This window comes from Sphingobacterium sp. UBA1498, from assembly GCF_002325125.1.
Taxonomy (GTDB): Bacteria; Bacteroidota; Bacteroidia; order Sphingobacteriales; family Sphingobacteriaceae; genus Sphingobacterium.
Window position 1 is genome coordinate 1 of sequence record NZ_DCRG01000014.1, and the last position, 25,774, is coordinate 25,774.

At 38.7% G+C, this 25,774-nt stretch carries 22 protein-coding genes, 1 pseudogene and 1 riboswitch; of the genes and pseudogenes, 15 read left to right on the top strand and 8 right to left on the bottom strand.

The window, feature by feature from the left end:
* Positions 1-324: 324 nt before the first annotated feature.
* The 4 genes from hisS to B3139_RS08860 all read right to left on the bottom strand — a co-directional run bounded on the left by hisS (position 325) and on the right by B3139_RS08860 (position 4,074).
* A complete protein-coding gene (gene hisS, locus B3139_RS08845) occupies positions 325-1,707 on the bottom strand; it encodes a histidine--tRNA ligase (RefSeq protein WP_209577667.1) in 1,383 nt (460 codons plus the stop codon).
* Between the two features lie 24 nt (positions 1,708-1,731).
* Positions 1,732-2,472: a ribonuclease III gene (gene rnc / locus B3139_RS08850; RefSeq protein WP_209577664.1), complete on the bottom strand. Its 741-nt coding sequence runs from the start codon at positions 2,470-2,472 to the stop codon at positions 1,732-1,734.
* An 84-nt stretch (positions 2,473-2,556) separates the two neighbouring features.
* Positions 2,557-3,810 (bottom strand): beta-ketoacyl-ACP synthase II, encoded by a 1,254-nt coding sequence (gene fabF / locus B3139_RS08855; RefSeq protein WP_209577662.1) that lies wholly within the window; start codon positions 3,808-3,810, stop codon positions 2,557-2,559.
* 27 nt (positions 3,811-3,837) lie between these two features.
* Positions 3,838-4,074 (bottom strand): acyl carrier protein, encoded by a 237-nt coding sequence (locus tag B3139_RS08860; RefSeq protein ID WP_028070665.1) that lies wholly within the window; start codon positions 4,072-4,074, stop codon positions 3,838-3,840.
* A 317-nt stretch (positions 4,075-4,391) separates the two neighbouring features.
* Between B3139_RS08860 and B3139_RS08865 the strand changes: the two genes are divergently transcribed.
* Both B3139_RS08865 and pyk read left to right on the top strand, forming a co-directional pair.
* Complete coding sequence (locus tag B3139_RS08865; RefSeq protein ID WP_209577660.1) at positions 4,392-4,856, top strand: IPExxxVDY family protein; 465 nt, start codon at positions 4,392-4,394, stop codon at positions 4,854-4,856.
* Positions 4,857-4,990: 134 nt separating this feature from the next.
* Entirely contained in the window at positions 4,991-6,418 is a 1,428-nt protein-coding gene (gene pyk, locus B3139_RS08870; protein ID WP_209577658.1) for a pyruvate kinase, read from the top strand.
* 44 nt (positions 6,419-6,462) lie between these two features.
* On the opposite strand, the gene B3139_RS08875 is transcribed toward pyk, so the two are convergent.
* Positions 6,463-6,795: a hypothetical protein gene (locus tag B3139_RS08875; protein ID WP_209577656.1), complete on the bottom strand. Its 333-nt coding sequence runs from the start codon at positions 6,793-6,795 to the stop codon at positions 6,463-6,465.
* A gap of 400 nt (positions 6,796-7,195) precedes the next feature.
* Between B3139_RS08875 and B3139_RS08880 the strand changes: the two genes are divergently transcribed.
* The 3 genes from B3139_RS08880 (at position 7,196) to metE (ending at position 12,498) form a co-directional block, all read left to right on the top strand.
* Positions 7,196-9,028, top strand: coding sequence for a sensor histidine kinase (locus B3139_RS08880; protein WP_209577654.1), 1,833 nt, complete (start codon positions 7,196-7,198; stop codon positions 9,026-9,028).
* Between the two features lie 101 nt (positions 9,029-9,129).
* A complete protein-coding gene (locus B3139_RS08885) occupies positions 9,130-9,819 on the top strand; it encodes a response regulator transcription factor (RefSeq protein ID WP_209577652.1) in 690 nt (229 codons plus the stop codon).
* 185 nt (positions 9,820-10,004) lie between these two features.
* A riboswitch (SAM riboswitch) is annotated at positions 10,005-10,108 on the top strand.
* A gap of 77 nt (positions 10,109-10,185) precedes the next feature.
* Positions 10,186-12,498, top strand: coding sequence for a 5-methyltetrahydropteroyltriglutamate--homocysteine S-methyltransferase (gene metE / locus B3139_RS08890; RefSeq protein ID WP_349676341.1), 2,313 nt, complete (start codon positions 10,186-10,188; stop codon positions 12,496-12,498).
* Between the two features lie 95 nt (positions 12,499-12,593).
* On the opposite strand, the gene B3139_RS08895 is transcribed toward metE, so the two are convergent.
* A complete protein-coding gene (locus B3139_RS08895; protein WP_293882026.1) occupies positions 12,594-13,124 on the bottom strand; it encodes a hypothetical protein in 531 nt (176 codons plus the stop codon).
* A 423-nt stretch (positions 13,125-13,547) separates the two neighbouring features.
* Between B3139_RS08895 and B3139_RS08900 the strand changes: the two genes are divergently transcribed.
* The gene (locus B3139_RS08900) at positions 13,548-14,138 is read left to right on the top strand and encodes a helix-turn-helix domain-containing protein (RefSeq protein ID WP_293882028.1); all 591 of its coding nucleotides are present in this window, start codon (positions 13,548-13,550) and stop codon (positions 14,136-14,138) included.
* 31 nt (positions 14,139-14,169) lie between these two features.
* Here the strand turns inward: B3139_RS08900 and B3139_RS08905 are convergent, their stop codons facing one another.
* Positions 14,170-14,535, bottom strand: a complete 366-nt coding sequence (locus tag B3139_RS08905; RefSeq protein WP_209577646.1) for a hypothetical protein — start codon at positions 14,533-14,535, stop codon at positions 14,170-14,172.
* 174 nt (positions 14,536-14,709) lie between these two features.
* Between B3139_RS08905 and B3139_RS08910 the strand changes: the two genes are divergently transcribed.
* Positions 14,710-15,105, top strand: a complete 396-nt coding sequence (locus B3139_RS08910; RefSeq protein ID WP_293882031.1) for a single-stranded DNA-binding protein — start codon at positions 14,710-14,712, stop codon at positions 15,103-15,105.
* Between the two features lie 111 nt (positions 15,106-15,216).
* Here B3139_RS08910 and B3139_RS08915 read toward each other — a convergent pair whose 3' ends face one another.
* The gene (locus tag B3139_RS08915) at positions 15,217-15,876 is read right to left on the bottom strand and encodes a helix-turn-helix domain-containing protein (protein ID WP_293882033.1); all 660 of its coding nucleotides are present in this window, start codon (positions 15,874-15,876) and stop codon (positions 15,217-15,219) included.
* 90 nt (positions 15,877-15,966) lie between these two features.
* On the opposite strand from B3139_RS08915, the gene B3139_RS08920 reads away from it, so the two are divergent.
* The 8 genes and pseudogenes from B3139_RS08920 to B3139_RS08955 all read left to right on the top strand — a co-directional run.
* Entirely contained in the window at positions 15,967-16,356 is a 390-nt protein-coding gene (locus tag B3139_RS08920) for a YbjN domain-containing protein (protein WP_209577641.1), read from the top strand.
* Between the two features lie 4 nt (positions 16,357-16,360).
* The gene (locus B3139_RS08925) at positions 16,361-17,068 is read left to right on the top strand and encodes a PspA/IM30 family protein (RefSeq protein WP_293882037.1); all 708 of its coding nucleotides are present in this window, start codon (positions 16,361-16,363) and stop codon (positions 17,066-17,068) included.
* On the top strand, positions 17,055-17,249 hold the full coding sequence (locus B3139_RS08930; RefSeq protein ID WP_293882039.1) for a DUF4177 domain-containing protein: 195 nt from the start codon (positions 17,055-17,057) through the stop codon (positions 17,247-17,249). Before B3139_RS08925 ends, B3139_RS08930 begins: the two co-directional genes overlap by 14 nt.
* Before the next feature lie 12 nt (positions 17,250-17,261).
* Positions 17,262-17,987 (top strand): OB-fold-containig protein, encoded by a 726-nt coding sequence (locus B3139_RS08935; protein WP_293882041.1) that lies wholly within the window; start codon positions 17,262-17,264, stop codon positions 17,985-17,987.
* Positions 17,988-18,075: 88 nt separating this feature from the next.
* Positions 18,076-20,193, top strand: a complete 2,118-nt coding sequence (locus tag B3139_RS08940; RefSeq protein ID WP_209577633.1) for a flotillin family protein — start codon at positions 18,076-18,078, stop codon at positions 20,191-20,193.
* 102 nt (positions 20,194-20,295) lie between these two features.
* Entirely contained in the window at positions 20,296-25,140 is a 4,845-nt protein-coding gene (locus B3139_RS08945; RefSeq protein ID WP_293882045.1) for a DNA repair ATPase, read from the top strand.
* Positions 25,141-25,379: 239 nt separating this feature from the next.
* Positions 25,380-25,586, top strand: coding sequence for a DUF2683 family protein (locus B3139_RS08950; RefSeq protein ID WP_108636245.1), 207 nt, complete (start codon positions 25,380-25,382; stop codon positions 25,584-25,586).
* Positions 25,587-25,621: 35 nt separating this feature from the next.
* A pseudogene (locus B3139_RS08955) lies at positions 25,622-25,756 on the top strand (type II toxin-antitoxin system YoeB family toxin); the annotation flags it as partial.
* Positions 25,757-25,774: the final 18 nt, after the last annotated feature.

Genomic DNA, 25,774 nt, shown 5'->3' on the forward strand with positions numbered 1-25,774 from the left:
TTTTTCTTCAAACTTACGCATAAGTAACATCGACTTATACCACTCCAAATATGTCTCTTTTGTTATAGGTGTTGAACTCATTTCAAAGTTTTGATTTTCTTACTATTCTAGACTACAAATCTAATAATTTTGGACGAATTTCCTTGTCCAAAAATCAATTTTATTTCTACTTTAAGACACTTCTAAGACATTTGATTTAAAGTATAAAGCATTTGATTACAAATAAATGAACGGCACAACCAAATAAATCAAAAACTTATGAAAATAAAAAAGCCAAACGACTTAATAATCATTTGGCTTAATCTATTTTACACAAACTGCTCGTTATCGAAGTTTTTGGATCAGCTCACTTTCAGTAAGCTTTATTTGCTCACCACTTTCCATGTCTTTTAAAGACAATTGCCCCGAAGCAGCCTCTTCTTCCCCTACCAATAACACATAGGGAATTCCTTTACCATCCGCATACCCCATTTGCTTTTTCAATTTTACAGGAGTAGCATAAAGTTCCGAAGCAATATTTTCTTGACGAAGTTTGTTCAGTAAGCGAAGTGTATACACTTCGAGTTGCTTATCAAAATTAATAATAAGAAGTTTTGTGGTTTCTGCTTTACCGGTTGGAAAAAGATTCAATTCTTCGAGTACATCATAAATTCGGTCAGCACCAAAAGAAACCCCGACTCCGGTCAACCCCTTCAGTCCAAACATCCCTGTGAGATCATCATAACGACCGCCGCCACCGATGCTTCCCATAGCAACCTCATTGGTCTTGACCTCAAAAATACAACCCGTGTAATAATTTAGACCACGAGCCAATGTAATGTCCAGATCTATGATTTGATTAAGCAACTTTTCTTCAGCACCTAATTTGCCGACATAATCAAATACTTCTTCAATTTCCGCAATACCGATTAAACCGACAGCAGAAGTTGCTAAAATCGCTTTTAAGGAAGACAGTTTCTCTTCATTCGAGCCTTCCAATAAAATGATAGGTTTTAAAATAGCAAGATCCGCCTCTGTAAAGCCTCTCTCAAGCAATTCTTTGTTGACTCCATCCAAGCCGATTTTATCCAATTTGTCGATCGCTACAGTCATATCGACAATCAACTCCGGCTTTCCGATAATTTCGGCAATACCTGATAGAATTTTCCGGTTGTTGATTTTAATAGTAAAGTCTTTCAGTCCAAAACGCTCGAAGGCCTCTTGATAAATCAGAATGAACTCTGCTTCATTCAGTAAACTTTCAGATCCAACCACATCCACATCACATTGATAAAACTCACGATATCTTCCGCGCTGTGGACGATCAGCACGCCATACGGGTTGTACTTGAAAACGCTTAAATGGTAAAGCAATATCATTCTGGTGCATTACGACGTAACGTGCAAAAGGCACAGTAAGGTCATATCTTAGCGCTTTCTCTGAAATATGTGGAATGAGTTTATTGGAATTTTTATCTTGAAGCAGGCTGTCTGGCGCTTTTGCCATGTAATCACCCGAATTAAGAATCTTAAAGATCAGCTTATCACCCTCATCGCCATATTTACCGGTAAGTGTTGTTAAATTTTCAAATGAAGGGGTCTGTATTTCACTATAGCCATATTTTCTGAATACCGTTTTCAGTGTATCGAAAATATAGTTGCGTTTGATCATTTCGGAAGGCGAAAAATCACGCGTTCCTTTTGCCAAAGAAGGTTTTACTACTGCCATATTTGGCAAAGTTAATAAAATCCTTTATTCTACTTCTAGAATTTTAAGGAATTCACAGGCTTTCTCCGCAGCTGATTTCTCTGCAGATTTTTTATTGAAATCGCGACCTAGTCCGCATACCACACCATCAACGACGGCTTCAATACTAAACATTTTAGAAGATTCACCCTGCGGATTGTCTGTTTGCTGAAATACGATCTCTTTGCCCGTATGCTGACACCATTCAATCAACCTACTTTTAAAGTTTGTTTCAGTCTGTTCCAATAGAAGAATATCAACATGCTGCTTAATGATTCTATTTAGCAGGAAGCTTTTTGTAAAAACATAGCCTTTATCGAGATATACGGCTCCTATTAATGCTTCGAAAGCATCGCCTAGTAACGACCCTTGTTTATTCGGAAAACTGATCATTCGTGCATCGAACTGAATCAGTTCATTAAATCCTAATTTTCGGGACAGCTGATTCAGATTTGCTCTACTGACAATCTTCGAGCGCATTTCGGTCAAGAAACCTTCATCTTTATAAGGATATTTCTTAAATAACAATTCGGCGACAACCGAACCCAAAACAGCATCACCTAAGAATTCCAAACGTTCGTTGCTATTCTTTGCGCCCTCTTTAATTGTAATAGCCACAGACTTATGTCTGAAAGCCATTTTGTACAAGTGTACATTTCCGGGCACAAATCCAAGCAGGTTTTTTAGTTTTCTAACGTATTCCCGCTCCGGCGAAATATATAATTTATATATCCTAGCAAAAGGCATCTCTTCTAAAAATAAGGCGACAAGTCCTAATTAAAGAACCTGTCGCTAGCTCATATTATCAAACCATGTTTGAAGGATCAAACATTAAGCTTTATATTTTTTCACAATAACGGTAGCATTATGCCCTCCGAAACCAAATGTGTTACTCAATGCTGCGTTAACAGTTCGTTTTTGCGCTTTATTGAATGTAAAGTTCAATTTATTATCAATTTCTGGATCATCCGTAAAGTGATTGATTGTCGGTGGGACAATATCATTTTGGACAGCAAGAATAGAAGCAATAGTTTCTATCGCTCCTGCAGCTCCCAAAAGGTGCCCAGTCATTGATTTAGTTGAACTGATATTCAGTTTATATGCGTGTTCACCGAACAAATCGACAATAGCCTTAGTTTCACTAATATCACCAACAGGAGTAGATGTTCCGTGAACATTGATATAATCAATATCTGAAAAATCCATCTCTGCATCGTTGACTGCCATTGTCATGGCTAGTTTAGCACCCAAACCTTCAGGATGCGAGGCCGTGATATGATGTGCATCAGCACTCATTCCACCACCAGCAATCTCTGCATAGATTTTTGCTCCACGTGCCAAAGCGTGCTCTAAACTTTCTAAAATCAAAGCACCTGAACCTTCACCAGAAACAAAACCATCTCTATCCTTATCAAAAGGGCGTGAGGCTGTTTTTGGATCGTCATTCCGAGTTGACAAAGCGTGCATTGCATTAAATCCACCAATTCCAGCTTCATTAACTGTTGCCTCGGATCCACCCGTAACAATCACATCAGCTTTCCCCATACGAATATAGTTGAAAGCATCTATCATTGCATTGGTAGCTGACGCACAAGCCGACACTGCAGAAAAGTTAGGTCCACGAAGACCATGACGCATAGAAATATGTCCTGGAGCAATATCAACGAGCATCTTAGGAATGAAGAAAGGATTGAAACGCGGGGTTCCATCTCCTTTTGCAAAATTTGCAACTTCTTCAGTAAAGGTTGTTAAGCCCCCAATTCCTGAACCCCAAATTACTCCGATACGGTTTGTATCTAATTTTTCAAAATCTAAGCCAGCATCTTTAATTGCCTCATCCGTTGACGCAATTGCATACTGTACAAAAGGATCGACTTTACGAGCTTCCTTACGATCCATAAAATCATGTGGATCAAACCCCTTTACCTCACACGCAAACTGAGTTTTGAATTTTGACGCATCAAAATGCGTAATAGGAGCAGCCCCGCTTACACCATTTATTAAAGCCTCCCAGTAAGCTGAGACGGTATTACCAATTGGTGTAAGGGCGCCTAATCCTGTTACTACTACTCTTTTAAGCTCCATTTATTACGATTAGCCTAATTAAATTAGTTAGTTAACGTTTTTTTCTAAATAAGCGATTGCTTGACCAACAGTACCAATAGTCTCTGCTTGATCATCAGGAATAGCAACGTTGAATTCTTTTTCAAACTCCATGATCAACTCAACAGTGTCAAGTGAATCAGCACCTAAATCATTAGTGAATGAAGCTTCTGGTGTTACTTCGTTTTCGTCAACACCTAATTTTTCAACGATAATTGCTTTTACTCTTGAAGCGATATCTGACATGATTTTATAGTTTAATTGTTTAATAAATCTGTGCAAAGAAAAATAAATTTCATCAAAATTCAAACCTAAATTGATATTTAGATGAAAGTCACCATGTTAGGCGACCGAACTAATTCGCGTATTATACTAGCTAACCCACTCTATATTAACTTAGTTCAAGTATAACAAAAAATATTTTGTATTCCAAACACTCAGCTAATTAACTCAAATTTTACACAAAAAGTATATTCCAACCTTAAAATTATTAGTACCTTCGTTATAAAAGGGAGATAAATTTAAGCATTAAAGTGGTCAATAAGTTAGTAACAAGATTAGACATGGACATGGAAGAAGAGTTGGATTTCACCCTACTCGCCATCACCTGCCCGTTGAAAGATTACCGACTCTGTCACTTCATCAACAAGGAGACTAACCTGAATTTTTCCAGAGGCAAGGAGAGCAAATATGATCATGACGGACGACAAAAAAATAAATCCGAAGAGGAGCTAGAATATCATATTGTCTTTGACCCAAAGAAAAAAATCAACTACCACTTCACTGCTTTTCATTATCTTATACCCGACGCTGACACAGAATATTTCCTAATCAACAATAAGAGCATCGAAGGAACTTATTTAATTCCTGAAAACCCGCACTTTGATTTTTTTATCATTATCAAAAACTTCATCTGCGAAGAAGATGTAGCGCATATGATCAAAAGGATCAGCAAATTACCCGAAGTCGTCATCGCAAAAGAAATATCACCAAAAATATTGAAATCTAAAGAAAATCTCATATTTTAGCAAACTGTAGGTTAGTGTAGCAAATACACTTCCGTTTAGATCTAAATTAATTCGATTTAGTTTTGACAAAACACAACAACATAGCTCGCTATCTGTTGTGATTAATGAAGAACATTTAAAATACAAAATAACAGATGGAAAAAGTTCAAAAAAGGACTAAAATTGTCGCAACATTAGGCCCTGCCTCGGCAGACAAACAAGTTTTGACCAACATGATTGCTAAAGGGGTTGATGTGTGTCGGTTGAATTTCTCTCATGGCAGCCAGGCAGATCACCTTAAGGTAATCGAAACTATAAATGCAATAAATAATGAAACAGGATTCAATGTTGCCATCTTAGCCGATTTACAAGGTCCGAAAATTCGGATCGGAAAAATGAAAGAAGGTGGAGCTGTTCTGGTTAACGGTTCAAAAGTTGAAATCACCACACACGAACTTATCGGAGACGAAAACAGAATTTACATTACATACGAAAACTTTCCAAACGATGTTGAAGCCAACGAAATCATTTTACTTGACGACGGAAAACTTCAACTTCGTGTTTTAGAGACCAATCATAAAGATACAGTTACTTGTGAAGTCGTACACGGTGGTGTCCTTACTTCGCGTAAAGGTGTTAATTTACCAAATACCAAAGTATCTATTCCTTCATTGACAGAAGAAGATTTAGATAACCTGAACTTTGCTTTGGACCATGGTGCAGACTGGATAGCCATGTCATTTGTACGCTCAGCAGAAGATATTGCCCAATGTAAAAAAATCATCGCAGCAAAAGGAAGTCATGCGCGCATAATCGCAAAAATTGAAAAGCCTGAAGCGATCGAAAATATTGATGCAATTATCGAAGCAACAGATGCTGTTATGGTTGCTCGCGGAGATCTAGGTGTCGAACTTCCCATGGAAGAAGTACCAGGACTTCAAAAGATCATTGTACAAAAATGTAGAGATCTTTCTAAACCAGTGATCATTGCAACGCAAATGTTAGAAAGCATGATCACTACACCTCGTCCTACACGTGCAGAAGTAAATGACGTAGCCAACTCTGTATTAGATGGGGCTGACGCCGTTATGTTAAGTGGAGAAACTTCTGTAGGTGAATTCCCTGAAATTGTGATCGAAACAATGAGCAAAATCATTATTCACGTGGAACAAACTTCTTATCCTTATTATAATGAGAAAGTTAGTGAAATCCACGATGGTACACTTATTCCTGATGCTATCTGTGCTTCCTCAGTCTATCTTGCTCAAAAAACAAATGCTTCTGCAATTGCTGTATTGACATCTTCAGGAGCAACAGCATTTGAAATTACCAGTTATAGACCAAATGTTGATATTTTAGTTTTTACAGGAACACAAAAATTGCTAAAACAGCTCAGCTTACTTTGGGGCGTAAAAACTTTTATTTATGACAAGTTCGAAAGCACCGACGGATCTATCCATGATGTTAACAAATTTATTGTAAAAAACAACTACGTTCAGCCCGGAGCGATCATTATTAATACCGCTTCAACTCCGTTGATCGAAAAAGGTAAAACAAATACAATCCGTGTTTCCCAGTTGTAGAAGGTAAACATATGGACAAAAAAAATAGCGTTCTATTTGGAACGCTATTTTTTTTGTCTGTTTTTATATAAGGAATCTATCTTTAATTTAAAGCCCTCCATCTTCAGTGAATCGCTTATTCGTTTGAGCGGAAGATCAGCAGCTTGTCCATCTGCTTTAGGCATCTTTTCCGTCCCGGGCATCGGAGCTAGACTATCCATACGCCTTAACTTTTTAACGGGCATGTGATACTTCTCATCTGAGGAGTCTAATTTTAGAATAGGCATTTTCGATTTCTTTTCCTCCACTAGAGGAAGCTGCGGTTTCACCTTAGCTTCTTGCCCCAAAGCAACGGGACCGATAGAAGCCAATACCAATGATAATACGTAATTTTTCATCTCTATATCCTTTTTTTTAAGAGTCCCAAAGCTCATGTGGGATCAGCATATGCTTTATCCATGCTTATTGACTCTTGGTTATCTTAAATTGAAATGAAAATAGCTTACATTAGCTTAATTAGATTATATATCTATAATACGGTAAAATTCTTCATATAAGCTATTACCCACACTAATTTACAAACAACCACATCTATTTTTAAATAGATCGCTGTTAAACATTGTTAAAACGGCTTCAAAACACATTAGCATCTTTATATTTGTAACAATTTAGAAAATGAGCTGTCAATCATGGGGCTATCAGAAGTAGGCCTCAGGATAAATATGCAAATGGAAACAAACGATACGCTATAAACTTTGTGATACAGTAAAAATTATATTTATTTAACCCTCTATTCAAATGAAGAAAAATAGCATTGTATTAATCATTGGACTGATGTCATTGGCCCTTATCGGTGTTTTGGCTATGCAATTCTATTTTTTAAGAGATTCTTATCGTCAAAAATCCCAATTGTTTGATGAATCCGTGAATGCTGCGATAACAGCTGTTGCGGGAAAGTTGGAACGGCGGGAAGTTGTTGACTTTGCTAAAGTTCAACAGGAACGAAATCTTGAAAAATCCAAACAAGAGCAGGCAAAACAACGCCTTTTAGCCGAGCAACTCGAAATCCAATATAGAATTGAAGAGTTAAAAAACAAGCAGCATACTATTTTCTCCAACTTCAAAGAGCAAGAAGATCAATTACGTGCGTTATATCCGAATGTCATCGAAATTAAAAATTCATTTTATGAAACATACATCAAGAGACCGGAGTACCAAAAATACATCAAATTTTCTGTTTCAAATGAGCTTACCGATGACAATTTAGTACAAGCCTTCATCATGCTAAACGCATCGAAGGTAGATGATCAGGTGAGCGGAAAAGATGATAGTACGCGCTTTGTTATTCCTTTGCTCGATGGCCTGGTTGATCAGCAAACCAAATTCAGGGTAGCCACCTTACCTCCAAGAGAGAATGCAAAACTTACAAAAACGATCGCTGATTTAGAAAAAAGACTGGATGTGCTTAATAAAAAGAACTCTTGGTCGGGGTTTAACGTTTATGATTCTGTTGCCATGTTGGGGGGTAAAAAGGCTGACTATATTGAAGATGTCGCTATTGGAATGGAATTAGCTAAACGCCCATTGAAAGATCGACTGAATATTATCATCGTTCAAGAGCTTATCAAAGAGGAATTGGCTCAACGCGACATTAAAGCGCCATTTAATATCGAAATATGGAGCACAAACAATATTTTACTCAATAATATCCTTGACGAAGCGGCTTTAAAAAATCCTTCAAATACAACCCGGTACTCCACTGCTCTCTTTAAAGGCGACATTGGTGCTGCACCGGGAAAATTAACGATTTATTTCCCAAACAAAAAGGCGATCATCGCAGATAATATGGGTTATCTACTTTTGCCTATGCTTGCGCTACTTTTTTTATTGGTGGGGTGTTTTGCATACACGCTGATTATCATCTTTAGACAAAAGAAAGTTTCGGAGATGAAAACCGATTTTATCAATAATATGACACATGAGTTTAAGACGCCAGTTGCGACTATCATGATTGCTAGTGAATCGCTTAAGGACCCCGATATCAATGCCGATCATAAACGCGTTCAAAAATTAGCCAATATCATCTACGACGAGAACGTTAGGTTAGGAAATCACATTGAACGTGTACTTGATTTAGCCCGATTAGAAAAAGAAACCTTAAAACTAGATCAGGTAGATGTTCATATTAACGATCTTGTTTCTGCTGTTACGGACAGTATGCAACTGAGAATGCAAAATATTGGCGGAAAATTCAGTATTGATCTGGCAGCCACGAAAGATGTCGTCGTTGGCGACGAACTGCATTTCTCAAACGTATTTTATAACCTATTGGATAATGCAATTAAATACAATAAAGGTGATCTACATGTGAGTATACAATCAAAAAACGTCGGTGATAGTATTGTGGTCACTATAGCTGACAACGGTATCGGTATGAGCCGAGATCACCTGCAAAAGATTTTTGACCAATTTTACCGGATACCGACAGGCAATGTCCACAATGTAAAAGGATTTGGTCTTGGTCTAAGTTATGTACAAGATATTCTGAGGAGACTGAACGGAAAAATTACGGTTAAAAGCGAAAAAGATAAGGGCACGACCTTTGAAGTAATTTTGCCTACAAAAAAATAAAAGGTTCCTTTTTTGTATATTTCCTCTGTAAAAGAATTTCAAAGGTAGAGGAAGCTGATTTATCAGCATCAAGGGAATTCGTTAAAATTAAAGTATTCATTATGCAAAAGATATTATTAGCAGAAGACGATCCTAATTTGGGGGATCTTTTAAAAGACTATCTCGAATTAAAGGGAAAATTTGACGTCACACTATGTACAGATGGTGATGAAGCAATATCCCAGTTCAAGAAAAATAACTATGACCTCTGCATCTTCGATGTCATGATGCCTAAGAAAGACGGCTTCTCTGTTGGACGTGAAATCAGAAAAACAAACAATACTGTTCCAATAATCTTTGCCACAGCGAAAGGTATGATGGAAGATAAAACTGAAGCTTTTGAACTTGGAGGGGATGATTATATCACTAAGCCGTTTCGGGTTGAGGAATTGTTACTTCGCATCAATGCCCTGCTAAAACGCAGTGTTCGGGATAAAGAAGAAGAGGTAGTTGCAGACAAATTTGAAATTGGCGATTATTTCTTTGATTACACAAGTCAGCAGATTTCCTATAAAGGGCAGATGCAGAAACTATCGACTAAAGAAGCTGAACTTTTACGCCTGCTCTGCCTAAAGAAAAATGATGTATTGACAAGAGAGGAGGCTTTATTAAAAATATGGCATGATGACAACTATTTTACTGGTAGAAGTATGGATGTCTTTCTCAGTAAACTTCGAAAATACCTGAAAGAGGATAGTAAAGTTGAGATTGTAAATGTGCATGGAAAAGGTTACAAACTTTTGGTAAGCTAAAAACAGTGGGAATGAGTCATACGATCATTCCCATTTTTTTGTCTGTAATGCATTGAATTATGAAATAAAGGAATGATTCGATGAAAAGAAGAGAAAAAAAGAATTTCATTCTTAGTAGAATATAAAAAATAGGTGCACTTTCATAAAAAATTTGCATTTTTAAAATAATTGCGCTACCTTAGCATCGCTTATAGAGAAAGGCAGAGGGAATAGACCCGATGAAGCCTTAGCAACCTGTCCCTTGACAAGGTGCTAAATTCTACCCATTAGTATATGGGAATGATAAGCCGAAGTCACCAAATTCTAGTGTGTCCTTCTCTCTCTAGCAAGAAATATAGTTGAAAAAAAATATTAAAAACATTCATTATGTTATTGACTAACAATTTAGGTTACCCTCGTGTGGGCGCGTTCCGCGAATTGAAAAAAGCCAATGAGGCCTATTGGGCTAAAAAATCTTCTGTTGAGGAATTATTGGACACCGCAAAAAAAATACGTGAAGGCAATTGGAAAACACAAAAAGATGCTGGAATAGATTTAATCCCTTCCAATGATTTCTCTTTTTACGATCAAGTATTGGATTTAACCCTTACGGTTGGTGCAATTCCTGCCCGTTACCATTCCTTATTGAATAAAGTAGACAACAACTACAGCTTAGACTTATATTTTGCAATGGCCCGCGGTTTCCAACAAGAAGGAATTGACGTAACTGCAATGGAAATGACCAAGTGGTTGGACACAAACTACCACTACATGGTACCAGAATTCACAAAAGATCAAGAATTCAAATTGACTTCTGAAAAATTCTTAAATGAATACAACGAGGCAAAATCATTGGGCATTGATACTAAACCAGTTTTACTTGGTCCGATCACTTACCTATTGATCGGTAAAGAAAAAGAAGCTGGCTTCGACAGGATCGATTTATTGGATAAACTTGTCCCTGTATATGAGCAAATATTGTCTAAACTAGCTGAAGCTGGTGCGCAATATGTTCAGATTGACGAACCGTTCTTAGCATTGGATTTAGATGCTAAAGTAAAAGCGCTATATCAGCCTACTTTTGAAAAATTAGCTGCTGCAGCAAAAAACATCAAATTAATCGCTACCACTTATTTCGAAGCGTTAAAAGATAACGAAGATATCGCGGTTAATTTGCCTATTCATGCTTTACATTTGGATCTTGTCCGTGGTGAAAACCAACTGGATACCGTTTTAGCTAAAGTTCCCGCTTCATTGACATTATCTTTAGGTATTGTTGAAGGCCGTAACATCTGGAAAAACGATTACGAAAAGTCATTGGTTAAAATCAAGCAAGCAGTTGATGCATTAGGAAAAGACCGCGTTTGGGTGGCTCCTTCTTCATCTTTACTGCATGTTCCTTTTGACCTAGATAATGAGCATAATGAACAATCATTACCTGCTGAAGTAAAAAATTGGTTAGCCTTTGCCAAACAAAAATTAGCTGAAGTGAAAGACTTAGCTGTACTGGCAGAAGGCGAAGTTGATGCGAAAACAGCGAAACGTTTTGAAGCGAACAAAGCTGCTGCTGAAAGCCGTCGCACTTCTCCATTAATTCACAAACCTGAAGTTAAAACACGTACAAGCAATATCACTGATGACGATGCAAAACGTACTTCAGCATTTGCAGACCGTAAAGCAGCGCAACAAGCGAAATTTAACTTGCCGGCATTCCCTACCACAACGATAGGTTCTTTTCCACAAACAAAAGATGTTCGTAAATGGAGAGCAGATTTGAAAAAAGGTGCTATTACTCAAGCGGAATACGATAAAGCAATCGCAGAAGAAACTGAAAACACCATCCGCCTTCAAGAGCAATTGGACATCGATGTTTTGGTACATGGGGAATTCGAGCGTAATGACATGGTGGAATACTTCGGTGAACAATTAGCCGGATACGCTTTCACACAAAACGGCTGGGTTCAGTCTTACGGTTCTCGCTGTGTTAAACCTCCAATTATCTATGGTGATGTCTACCGTCCAGAGGACATGACTGTACGTTGGTCATCTTACGCACAATCATTGACAAACCGTCCGGTGAAAGGTATGTTAACAGGTCCTGTAACAATCTTGCAATGGTCTTTCGTTCGTAACGATCAACCGCGTTCAACAACAACTTACCAAATTGCTTTGGCCATCTTGGATGAAGTACAAGCTTTGGAAAAAGCAGGTATCAAAATCATCCAAATTGATGAACCAGCTATCCGGGAAGGATTACCTTTACGTAAAGCTGATCAAAAAGATTACTTGAACTGGGCAGTACGTGCTTTCCGTGTTTCTTCTTCAAATGTAGAAGACGATACACAAATCCACACACACATGTGTTATTCAGAATTCAATAATGTAATCGAAGATATCGCTGCAATGGACGCTGATGTTATCACGATCGAGACTTCTCGTTCTCAAATGAAATTATTGAATGCTTTCGCTGGCGACTTTAAATATCCAAATGATATTGGTCCAGGTGTTTATGATATTCACTCTCCACGTGTACCCAGCAAAGACGAGATGGTAGATCTATTGCGTAAAGCAAAAGCAGTAGTTCCGGCAGAACAACTTTGGGTTAATCCTGACTGCGGATTGAAGACCCGTGCTTGGCCAGAGACCAAAGCAGCTTTAGAGTCTATGGTAGAAGCTGCCAAAATCTTAAGAGCAGAATAATTCTTAAACTATATTGATAAAGCCCTGGGTGAAATTTCACCTAGGGCTTTTTTATTGTACTCATATTAATCTAAAATTGTATCTAGATCGTGATCCTATTTACGAACAGTATTACTTTCTTTCTTACTATTTTTCCCACTTCCTTTACTAATTTCCTGTTTCCCTTTAATCCGATCCTCAATCGACTTCAAGCTTGATGAAAAATCAAGATCAACATTTTCAAGTTTCGCCATCTTTAACGCCTTCAACGCCTTTTTGTATTTTCTCATTTTTTCAAATAGAAGTGCTTTCTTTATCCAGATCCCTGCCAAGGGCATCGCCGGAAGTGTCAAAGCAAATTTAATCGTCTTTTTTGCAGCTTCATATTCTCCCATATCAATCAATGTCTGAATAAAATAAGGATATACTTCCACTGCCTGCACATTATGCACCAAAGCTTCCTGGAAATACCTTTTTGCCTGCTCATAATCAAACAACTGCTCGGCGTGAACTCTTCCCATCAAACATAGCGCCATTGTATTGGACTCATCATAAGACAGTGCATAGGATAAGGACTCCATGGTCTCCTCCAAATATATAGGATAGTTATCCAGCGCCTGAAGGACATATTTATTTACTGAATTCATAAAATTTTCTAAAACATAACATTCATATCCAGCTTTCATAATAACACTTGAAAGTAACTGGATTTTTAAAATTCCATAATAAGCTAAGCACATTGGAAAAATGGACTACTATTTAGAGCGCCAAGTTTTAGCCAATAGCAACGTAGGTTATTTAACGTATTAAGAAAGAAGATTAGGAAAGGGCCGTATTCCGAAGAATATTCCCGAGAATCTTCTCTGTGGACGAAGCGGGATTTTCTAATATAGCAAACATATTCTTCCGTTTTTATTAATTAATCTATTGAATTACAAAGATTCAAAATATTTACCAAATTCCCAAAAACTTGTGATTATTAATCGCTTAAATCCTACAAGGTGCTATTGGCGCATTATTGTCGCATCAATTTCGCTAAAATTTAACGACTATTTCCTCATATTTGGACTATGGAAAATCAATCAGCTAATCAATTCATCAAACTATCAAGAAAACGTAAGGGATTAACGCAACAGGAACTCGCCGATCAAGCAGGGGTATCGCTAAGAACGGTGCAACGCATAGAAAAAGGCACTGAAGAAATCAGTGGATTTAGTCTCAAACAAATTAGTCAAATTTTGGAAATACCTCTAGAACAACTCATTATGCCAAATATAAATCAAATCAGTATCGACAACAATCAAACAGGAAGTATTAAAGCTTTATATTTAGCATCGCTTACCTTTCTGATCAATCCATTATTAGGGTTATTGGTCCCAGCAATTATGGGCTATACGAAACAAAACAAAGACGCTTTATACAGTAAGCACCTAAAAAGAATAATTGTAATACATGCTGTTGGACTATTTTTTCTAGGAAGTTTCATAGGCTATATCATTATTGCAGATTTTTTTAAGATTGCACTACCGTCTTTTTTAAGCAATATCTTCAATAGTGCCTATATTTTACTCATCCCGGTATGCTATTATATCTTGATTCTAACGTTTACTATTTCTAATTATATCGCAATAAGAAAGGCCAAGTTCAGTTCTGCAAACTAAACCAATACAAATGAATCTATTGCAGTCAAAATCACAGCGGCTTCTTTTGAACGATTAACACCCAATCTTTCTCAAGCAACAGATAGCCTGTTTCATAAATAAACTGGTAAGTTTGACCTTTGTTGTTGGAAAAAATATGAGTATGGAATTTAAAATCAAACCCCAATTGTTTTAACTTTTCACGCTGTATTTTGACCATCCCCTCCCCGTTCAAGGTATCTAACAATATACGGCGATTTTTTCGCAGGATATTATTCACGTTACGCACCAAATTGGTTTGGTCGCTATTTAATTTATTATTATAGGCATTCCGACAAGCATCATCACAAAATCGCTTGTCAGAACGGCCACGTATACCCTTGCCACATTCAAGGCAAACTCTCTCAACAGAACTCATAGAAAATTACTAAACGACAACAAACGGTTACAATCGACTACAGTCGAATACAAATGGTAAACAGACGAATAAGATGTATGTCCCTTCTCATCTTTGCTCTAGATCATTCGGTGTCAAAAGCCAATGAACATCAACTAAAATAAGAATTATTGAAAACATTTAAAAATTAGACACATGAGTACATTACGTAACAAAGTACAGTTAGTAGGTCATCTTGGAAATGACCCGATCATCAAAACAACTTCCACAGGTACAAATTATTCCATATTACGTCTCGCCACCAATGATCTATTTAAGAACAAAGCCGGAGAATGGGTCGAGGAAGTCCAGTGGCATACACTCGTAGTATGGGGAAATCAAAATACGACCATAGAAAAGAAATGTCAACGCGGAACGAAGCTGATGGTTGAAGGTAAGCTCACCTATCGCAACTATGAGAACGCAGAAGGAGTAAAACAATATGTCACTGAAATTAAAGTGGATAGTTTCATGGTTTTATCAGACCCTAACAGCGCTAAACAAGAACCTCCTACCCTTGAAGATGAAAGTGAAGATGATCTCCCCTTCTAATAAAAGAAAAAGGTAGGACAAGATATTAGTCCTACCTTAAACTGCATATCCATTGCTGATACATTTGTTTTTAAAGGGTAAACACCCTTAGCCACTGAAGACTTGCCCTCATCAGATACGCTCATATTTACCATATAACTTCCAAAAATATTCTTTCTCAGTCAATATAAAATCAACTTTCTTCCAAGCATTTAGAACCAGATTAATTTCCTTATCCGCTAAACTATATTTCCCAATAAAAAATTCCTGAGCGGAGAAGTATAAACCAAAAGCGTTGTCCAGGGTATGCAAACATTCGATATCGACCTCTTCGAAAAACAAAATTACATGCGAGTTCACTATGAAATCACTTGGCGCGGGAATAGCATCCGAAAACTCAATAGCTATACATCTATTCCGGCTTTGCACAGGAAATTCAATTACCGGAAGTTCGTTGAATTTTGAAAAATGAGCGCTCGCTTCGAGAACAGCTTCCCTCTCCAAAAAAGGGATTTGCAAAAACCGCTTATTCCCGATCACCGGTACATTAGCCTGAAAATAATCATTGAAATTGAGAATTTCATTGACAGAAAGATTCCTTTCAATGAGGTGTTGCACAGGAATGCCAAAATAATTTGCAATTTTTAGAACAATTTCAATTTTCGGCTCTGCACGCATTTCTTCGTAAGAAGAAATATTCCCTCTAGTAAGATTAAAAACATCCCCGAAAGCCTGTTGGCTCATTCCTTTCACTTTTCTTAATTTCTTAATATTGTTTCCTACGTGACTCATTTTAAAAAAAATTGAATTATTTTTGCAAAATATTTTTGCATTTTATTATCTTTATGCAAAGAATATGTGCAATATATAAAAAACTTGATTATGTACTTCTCAAAAATTGAAAATTATATCGCCAATATTGGTTATACCATTACTCATAAGGATAAAAAAGAGGGGGTTTTTGTCATCGAAAATGAAGATGATGGAATTCGTAACCTCATCGTAGGCGTTGCACAACCCATCGTTATTTTTGAGCAATACCTTTTTACCATAAGCAATGAGAACATCGATATGTTCAAATCATTATTGATAAAAAATAGAGATATTATCCACGGCGGTTTTGCATTGACAGAAGACGGTACCAAAGTTATATTTCGATATACATTACAAATACACAATCTCGACCAGAATGAATTTGATGCTGCCATCAATTCGCTGAGTCTTTTAATGAGTGAATATTATAATCAGTTAATAAGTTTTTCAAAATTATAGAATAATGAATATTTTTAAGAGAATTTTCAGAATCGGTCAAGCAGAAATTCACGCGGTCGTGGATAAAATGGAAGACCCCATCAAAATGACGGAACAAGGTATCCGTGAGATGAAAGAGGACCTAGAACAATCGTTGGAAGCCTATGCCAAAGTGAAAGCGTTGGCCATACGCACCCAAAACAATGGTGAAAAGAAAAAAGAAGAAGCCCATGAATTTGAAAACAAAGCTATTCTTTTACTTCAAAAAGCACAAAAGGGAGAGCTGACAACAGAAAAGGCAGAAGGCTTGGCAAAAGAAGCATTGCTTTTGAAAAAACAGTTATTAATCGAAGCTGGAGAATTAGAGAAACAAGCAGTGATTCATCAAAGTTCAGCCGACGAGCTACACAAAAATGTAGACATTCTAAAATTCAACATATCGAAGTGGGAAAGTGAACTTTCAACTTTAAAAGCACGTGTTAAAGTTTCCAATGCAGCCAAAATGGTCAACAAACAGCTCGCTAATATCGATTCTAACAGTACAATTTCCATGTTGGAGCGCATGAAAGAAAAGGTCGAAGAAGATGAAGCCTTGGCCAAAGCATATGGTGAAATCGCAACGAGCAACAAAAGCAAGATAGATGAGATCAATGAGAACCTCGGAGGTTCTGACTCCGTCAACAATGAATTGGAAGAGTTAAAACGAAAATTAAATGGCGATGCGGAGATTTGAGTATAAAACAGTCAAAATCGAGCCCAAAGGTTTCTGGGGAACCAAATTAGATCCGGACAAAATCGACGAGATCCTGAATGATCTAGGTAATCAGGGCTGGGAATTAGTTGCGATGCAAGACTTGGAGGTCAATGGTCACTCTTGGTCGTTTCATTACACGTTCAAACGAGAAAGAATTTAAAAGAAAAATACGATGACAGAACTAATCAATATCTTATTTAATCCATTATCTAATGGAATTATGACAGTACTAACAGGCCTGTCTGTAGTGTATTGGTTATTTATTTTTCTAATGGGTGACGGAGTGAATTTCTTTGATGCAGATGCAGATATAGACCTTCACCCTACCCCCGATGTTACTGATGTTGACGGCACCCATGATATCGCACCTGAGGGATCCGATCATGCAAACCATCATCATACAAATACCGATAGCCATGGAGAACCAGGTTTCTTCGCAAAGGCGATGGATTACATCAATGTTGGAAAAGTACCGATCATGCTGATTGTGACCTTGTTTAAATTTATAGGCTGGATTATTACCATCGTTTCCTCACTCTTTATCGACGTTGCTTCATGGGGTATAAAGTCGGTCTTAATCCTAATACCGGTATTCATCATCACCTTTATTTTAATGCATTTTCTCACTAAGCCACTAGCTAAAATATTTAAAAGCATCGGTTACAATGGCGAAGAAAGCCATGATTTCCTTGGTCGCATGGGCAAAATGCGCGCAAGCATTGAAGGTAAAAAAATAGGCTCCGCAGAATTTATCATTCAACAGGATCCTATCCGCCTCAATGTAGTCAGCCACAATGGGGAGAAAATCGCTTATGGAGATGACGTTATTATTGTCGACGAATCTAGGGACAAAAAATATTATTATGTCACAAAGGAAATCACCATAGACAATATTTAAAATCGATGCGGAAAACAGAATCGCCGTGTCATTCATAAGCTTCTGCAAGCAAAATTTAAATACTAAAATCTAAATAAATACGAATCATATGCTATATCAACCTCTTTTATTTTTAAGCGGCTTAAACGGAATTATATTGCTGATTGTCGGTTTAACTGTCTTTTTAATCTTTGCATTCTTTGTTGTACTGAGTGCATTCTATAAAAAAATCCCACAGGGTAAGGCGATTGTCAGGACAGGTGTCGGCGGCACGAAAGTTGCCTTCAACAAGGGTATGTATGTCGTCCCGGTTTTCCACAAGATGGAGATCATGGACATCTCCATCAAAAAAATTGAGATTGCCCGGATGCAAGGCGAAGGACTGATCTGTAAAGACAATATCCGTGCTGATATTAAGGTGGCCTTTTTTGTCCGCGTCAACAAAAACGTGGACGATGTAATCAACGTTGCCCAGAACCTAGGCTGTGATCGTGCCAGCGAACCTGAAACATTAAAGAGCATCTTCGAATCTAAATTTTCTGAAGCACTCAAGACTGTAGGGAAGAAATTTGACTTCATCGAATTGTATGAAGCCCGTCGTGAGTTTCGCGATGAAATCCTCGACATCATTGGCACAGACCTGAACGGTTATATCCTTGATGATTGTGCGATCGACTATCTCGAACAAACAGATATTGAACACTTAAATCCCAGCAATATCCTGGATAGTGAAGGTATTAAGAAAATTACCGAGCTGACTGCAAAACAAAATATCAATGCCAACTTCATCCGTCGAGATGAAGAGAAACTGATTAAAAAGCAGAACGTCGAAGCGCGCGAGGCTATCTTAGAACTGGATCGCCAACTTGCTGAAAAAGAAGAAAAACAAAAGCGTGAAATTGATAATATCAAGGCACGGGAAGAGGCGGAGATCGCAAAAGTACGTGAGGAAGAACGCCTGAAATATGAAAGCGTCCGCATTTCGACCGAAGAGCAGCTGGCCGTACAGGAAGAAAATAAACTACGTCAGATCATTATTGCCGAGAAAAACAAACAACGGACAGATGCTGTCGAAGCAGAACGTGTAGAGAAAGATCGTGCATTGGAACAAACCGAACGTGAGCGTATCGTTACCTTGGCTCAGATTGACAAAGAACGTTCAATTGAGACCGAAAAGAAAAGCATCCAGGGGGTTATTAAGGAACGTGTACAATTGGAGAAGGGTGTTATTGAAGAACAACAGGGAGTCCGAGATATTGAAGTATTCCGCGAAGTAGAACGGAAGAAACAAGCGGGCGTTATCGCAGCATCACAAGAAGCCGAAGAAAAATTAATTTCTACGGTAAAAGCTGCTGAAGCAGCGAAAATTGCGGCAGAACAAGAAGCTGAGAAAAAAGTGATCGACGCTGAAGCAGCACGTAAGATTGCTGAAAAACGTGCACAGGAATTATTAATAGACGCCGAAGCGAAAAAAGAAGCATCCCTCAAAGAGGCTGAAAGCCGTAAGATCATAGCTGAAGCTCAGGCGAAAGAAGAAGCCGCATTAGGCTTGTCAGAAGCCGAAGTAATGGTTGCAAAAGCCGAAGCCGAAGAAAAGCAAGGTACAGTACAGGCAAATGTGATCGAGAAAAAAGCCGAAGCCATGCGCAAAGAAGGTTTAGCGCAGGCGGAAGTTGTTCGTGAAAAAGCACTTGCGGAGGCAAAAGGTATCGAAGAGAAAGCCGAGGCCATGAAAAAACTGGATGGTGTGGGTAAAGACCACGAGGAGTTCAAATTACAGTTACAGAAAGAACGTGACATCGAACTTGCACAGATCAATATCCAAAAAGATATTGCACAAGCACAGGCTGGTGTATTGTCCGAAGCACTTAAAACAGCGAAGATTGACATCGTTGGTGGTGAAACCATGTTCTTCGAAAACATTGTACGTCAGGTATCCAATGCTAAAGGTTTTGACCATCTGATCGACAATTCGAAACATGCGACTGATATCAAGAATTCACTATTGGGCCCAGACGGCAAAGGTGATCTTGCTGAAAAAGTACGTGGATTAGCAGATAAATATGGGATCTCATCCAATGACATCAAGAACTTAACAGTTTCTGCTGCGTTGATCAAATTGCAGCAGGCAGCTACAGATGCCGAGAACGGTGAAGATGCAGGCTTTATCAATTCCCTATTTGGGTTGGCAAAAAACTTAGGCATTTCAAACAAGAAGTTGTCTTAACACATGTTAAGCCTACACATACTGCGTGTGAGATAAGCGAAAACTTCTCACACGCACTACATTGATTTTTTCACAGCAATACAGTAGAGAACTGTCCATTTTATGCCAGAAGAAAACGTAATAAATCAGAACGATAGCCTTGATCAAGGTGCATATGAGATTATCCGAAAACGACTTCTTACACAAAAAGAAGAACTTGCGACCAAGCTCCAACAGTTGAATGAAGCCCGTAAAGAAGTCTTCAATTCAACGAGCTTTGTCCTCAAGGCCAATCAACGGATCACCACAGAAAACAACTGTGTTGCCCGCGGCATTCTGGCGTTGGATAATCAATGTATTTTTGGGTATAATGTGCATTTCGGACTGCGTACCGAGATCAAGCTGGAAGATGTTTTCAGTGTTTACACATTTGAGAATAATCAATTCATTCCGCAGCCCCTCGACCTGATCAACGATCAAAATTTCATCTCAGATTATCAAAATCTATATAAATACTATCGGGACTCCATATTCTCCAAATTTCGTAGGACGGAGAATTATTTGTACATGATCTTTCAGACCAGCAAAAATCCCGCTGACCTGAAAGCATTCAAATGGTTAATCAAAGATGGTCAGCTCCAATATCAGGATGACCGCAGCATTCACGAAGTCAAATTGCCCAATCAATTTGAATTTGACTGGACGAAAACCACGCTTGAAGACCGTCGGCTTGGTAAGCATCCCCATATATCGATTATGGATAAGATCTTTATCGAAGCAATCAATGGTGACATCACCTTCAAGATCGAAAACAACACAGACAGCGGCAAAGGGATCTATTCCGAAAAAGTGGTCAATGCAGACCAACAACTGGATGATGCAGATTATTACTATGCTGATCTTGGCAATCTTATCGCAGTTCGCATCAAGCCTTATCAGGAAGATTTTAGAGCCTTTGTCTATAACCAACGGACTAAGGAAGTTGTCAACCTCAAATCACTGAATGAATCCGCAATATTATTACCAGACAACCAAGGAATTATTTTCTCGAATGGATATTACTTACAAAATGGTACACATAAAGTTTTTGACGCCCAATTTGAACAGGTATCGTTTCTACGAAGGATAGCCTCTCCCAATGGTGAAGATTTTCTGTATATATTCTGTCAGGAAGAAACCAATACCTATATCCTACTGTCCTATAACATTATTCAGCAACATGTAGAAACTCCGATCATCTGTAATGGCTTCACACTGTTTAAAGATGGTAGTTTAATTTATTTCCGTACCGAGGCGGAAGCCACCAGGCATCATCAGGTGCAGATTTGGGAAACACCTTATATGGCCATGCTCAAAGAAAATGAGCAGAAGAAAGATGATCCCCTTTATAAAGTAGGCAATAAACAGATCGTGCAGGCGATGGCCGAGGCACAGGAGGTCATACAACTGATCAATAAAGAGGACAGTTACGAAGGTTTATACGAAGATATCCTCAAAAAGTCCACGGTTTTATTGGATTCCTATTTCTGGATCAAAGATGACGCTTTATCAAATCTTGGCAAGCCATTAACACAGATCAAGGAAGTCGCCAATACCGCTATTGATGAGTTCGTCAAAGTACAGGCGCAACGTAAACATGCCGCAGAATTAAATATCGCAGCAGAAAAGAAGATGGAAGAACTCACCTTCTCCATCAATAGTACCGTTGTAGACAAACTCGATCAGCTCGTTCATCAATTGGCCGATTCCCGTCGTCTTCAGGGTGAAATCATTGACCTTAAAAATGTAAAATATATTGATACGGTCAGGATAGATAGCCTATTGGAAAAACTGCAGGGCATCACCTCTGAGCTGGCCGAAAAAACCATTGCTTTTCTGCTACGTGATGAAGCGCTGCTTCCCTATGAACAGAAAGTAGAACAACAAAAGAAGAATGTGGAGGCCATAGTGAAGGTCTACGATGCCAAAGCGATTGAGGAAGCCAATTCGGCCATTTCAAGTGAACTGGAACTATTGATTGATATCCTCAATAGTCTAAGAATTGACGACTCCACGCAGACAACCAAAATCATTGAGAAGATTTCGGTTATCTTCTCCTCCTTAAATGAGGTTCGTGCACAGCTTACGCGAAAACTAAATTCATTAAAGAGTACAGAGGCAATAGCCGAATTCTCGGCACAGCTAACGCTGTTGGAGCAATCCGTGACCAACTACCTCGAACTGTCAACGACAACCGAAAAGGTAGACGAGTATTACACGAAAGTGATCGTTCAGCTGGAGGAACTTGAAAGTAAGTTTTCCGAATTTGAAGATTTTGCCCTCAAGATCGCGGACAAACGTGATGAGGTTATCAAAGCTTTTAATTCCCGCAGAGAACAAATCGTAGAACAGATCAACAAGCGTACGTCCTCGATCGAACAGATCGGTCTTCGTGTATTAAAGAACATTGAGAACAAATCCAAGACATTTGCAACGCGGGAAGAGATCCTCAGCTTCTTTGCCTCGGACCTGATGATCGACAAGATCAGACAGTTGGTACAGGAGCTAAAAACACTGCAGGATGTCTCAAAAGCAGAAAATCTTGAAAACCTATTAAAGAAATCACAGGAAGACGCTTTACGGGTTTTACGGGATAAGAATGACCTCTTTGTGGACGGCGAAAATATCATCGCACTGGGCAAGCATAAGTTTGCGGTCAACAACCAATCCCTTAGCCTCACCTTGCTGCGTAGAAATGACGAACTGTATTTCCACCTGACTGGGACAAGTTTCTATCAAAAGGTGCAGGCCGAGGAAATCAACAGTTTTCAGGACATCTGGGATCAGGAACTTGTCTCTGAAAATAAGGAAGTCTATCGTGCAGAATACCTTGCATACAAAGCTTTCGTTGCGTCGAAAGGACAACAAAATTTTGATGCGCCGTTGTTTATTACACAGACCGTGGAGCAAAGTTATTCGGAAGGTTATGTCAAAGGAGTTCACAATGTGGATGCACTGTTGATTTATGACACTATCAAACAGCTGGATACCAAATTGGATCTGCTTCGCTACGATCCCCTATTGCGTACGATGGCTCAGCTATTTTGGCAATCCCTTTCAGATGATCAACGGACAAAGCAGCGGGCACTGATACATTCTACCTACACGATATTAAAAACGTTTCCAACTTCAAATCGTTACCAGTCTGTCATTGATGAACTGACCAAGTTATTCAATGCATGGGAGACACATTTGGATCGCTCCAGCATTCATGGTCCTGACCTGGCTACTTACCTTTTTCAGACGTTTACGAGCTACAATACCTTTGTCGTCAGTGAACAGTCCGATGAACTGAAAAAGGCTTTTATTCGATTGCTGGAATCCAAGAAAAGTTACAAGCTTTTTGAAGCGGATATTCAGAACGAACAATTTAGCTTGGTAGATCGCTTTTACCTGACCCTAAACTGGCTCAACTCCTTCGTTGATGAGCATCCGGAATATCTTACACTACGCAAATATATTGAGGAAGCAGCGATCATGTTGCTATATCCGACCCATGAATATCACCTGATCATCGCAAAGGACCAGACGCATATCAGCGGATTAAAAGGCAATCATGCGATCCTGAACAATGGAGAAGAACATATCCAATATCATGAATTTTTAGCACGTCTCGCGCAATTCAGTGCGTATAATGTACCTCGTTTTGTGGCTTTCTCCACATTGAAAGAGCAGCTTGCGAAGTCCTATGCCAAAGAACTAAAGATCGGTGAGTTTGAGCCCAAAGTACTGACTTCCTTTGTACGTAATAAGCTGATCAACGAAGTTTACTTTCCATTGATCGGAAATAACCTCGCGAAACAGCTGGGAGCTGCAGGTGACAACAAGCGTACGGCCCGTATGGGCATGCTTCTGTTGATCTCGCCTCCGGGTTACGGTAAGACCACCTTAATGGAATATCTTGCCAAAACTATGGGTTTACATTTTGTCAAAATCAATGGCCCAACCATTGGTCATTCGATTACATCCATTGACCCGATTGAAGCGAAAACATCCGGAGAACGGGAAGAGCTCAAAAAGATCAATCTTGCATTTGAGATGGCTGACAATGTCATGCTGTATTTGGACGATATCCAGCACTTAAATCCGGAGTTTTTACAGAAATTTATCTCTCTGGCCGATGGTCAACGTAAGATTGATGGTATTTTTGAGGGTGAGAGCAAGACCTACGACCTCCGTGGCAAGCGCTTCTGCATTGTGATGGCCGGAAACCCGTATACCGAGAGCGGCTCTAAGTTTCAGATTCCCGACATGCTTGCCAATCGGGCCGACGTGTACAATCTCGGCGATGTGATCGGTGATACCGAAGCATTATTCAACCTCAGTTTGATTGAAAATGCGGCGATTGAAAACAGTTACCTCGAGAAGATTGCAAGCAAGTCGTTTAATGACTTCTATGCCCTAGTCAACTATGCACAGTCTGTTATGGATCAATTGCCCAATTTAGAGGGAAACTATCTGAAACAGGATATTGATGACTTTATCGCTGTGCTACGGCATGTGCTAAAAATCAGAAATGTCGTGATCAAAGTGAATCAGAATTATATTCAGAGTGCAGCGATGCAGGATAATTACCGTACCGAACCGCCATTTAAAATGCAGGGATCGTATCGGAATATGAGCAAACTGGTTGCACAGGTGGTCCCTATGATGAATGAGCAAGAAATTGATCAGGTTCTTCTCGCACACTATGAGAGCGAATCGCAGACACTAACTGCGGACACTGAAAGTAACCTTTTAAAACTAAAAGAGCTTGCCGGACTACTGAACCCTGTCGAGCAGGAACGTTGGGAAGCCATCAAAGAAATCTTTCGCAAAAACAATAAACATGGAGGACTGGCCAAAGACGATAAAGTCTTCGGTCAGCTACTGGACTTCAATGAAAATCTGGAAGGTATTATTCAGGCAATTCGGGAGTATAAGAACTAAAACCACATACCCGATCACTCTCCATTGACTTGAATAGAGTCAATGAGAGAATTTGAACAGCAGAATATCATAAGGTAATTGACCTGTAAATTGTTAGCATGTTTTAAAACTAGTATCTTTGTAAGAGTTTGACTAGCTGTAATTTTTTAACAAGTAGATCACGCTAGTTGGATAGCAGATTTATGCAAAGGATCTTTGGATAAATATTTAGCAGAAGAACGAACTTAAAGGACTTAATCATGGAAGCAATACTTTTACATCCGCAAAACAAAGAGCAACTTGAAGCAATCAAGGCAATTGCCAAAGCATTGAAAATGAAATTTGAGACTACCACTGTAGAAGGCAGTACCTATAATCCAGATTTTGTAAAAAAGATACAAAATGGCCGAGCTGATGTTAAGAACGGCAAAGGGACTAAAATCGGCATTGATGATCTATGGAAATAATTTATACTCCGCAAGCGGTATAAGATTTAAAATTCTGGAAAAAATCAGGTAACAAAATAATCCAGAAGAAGATTCAAACTCTTATTCTTTCTATATTAGAAACACCATTTGAGGGTATAGGCAGACCAGAAGCGTTGAAATATGAATTATCCGGCTCGTGGTCACGATGAATAGATCAGGAGCACAGA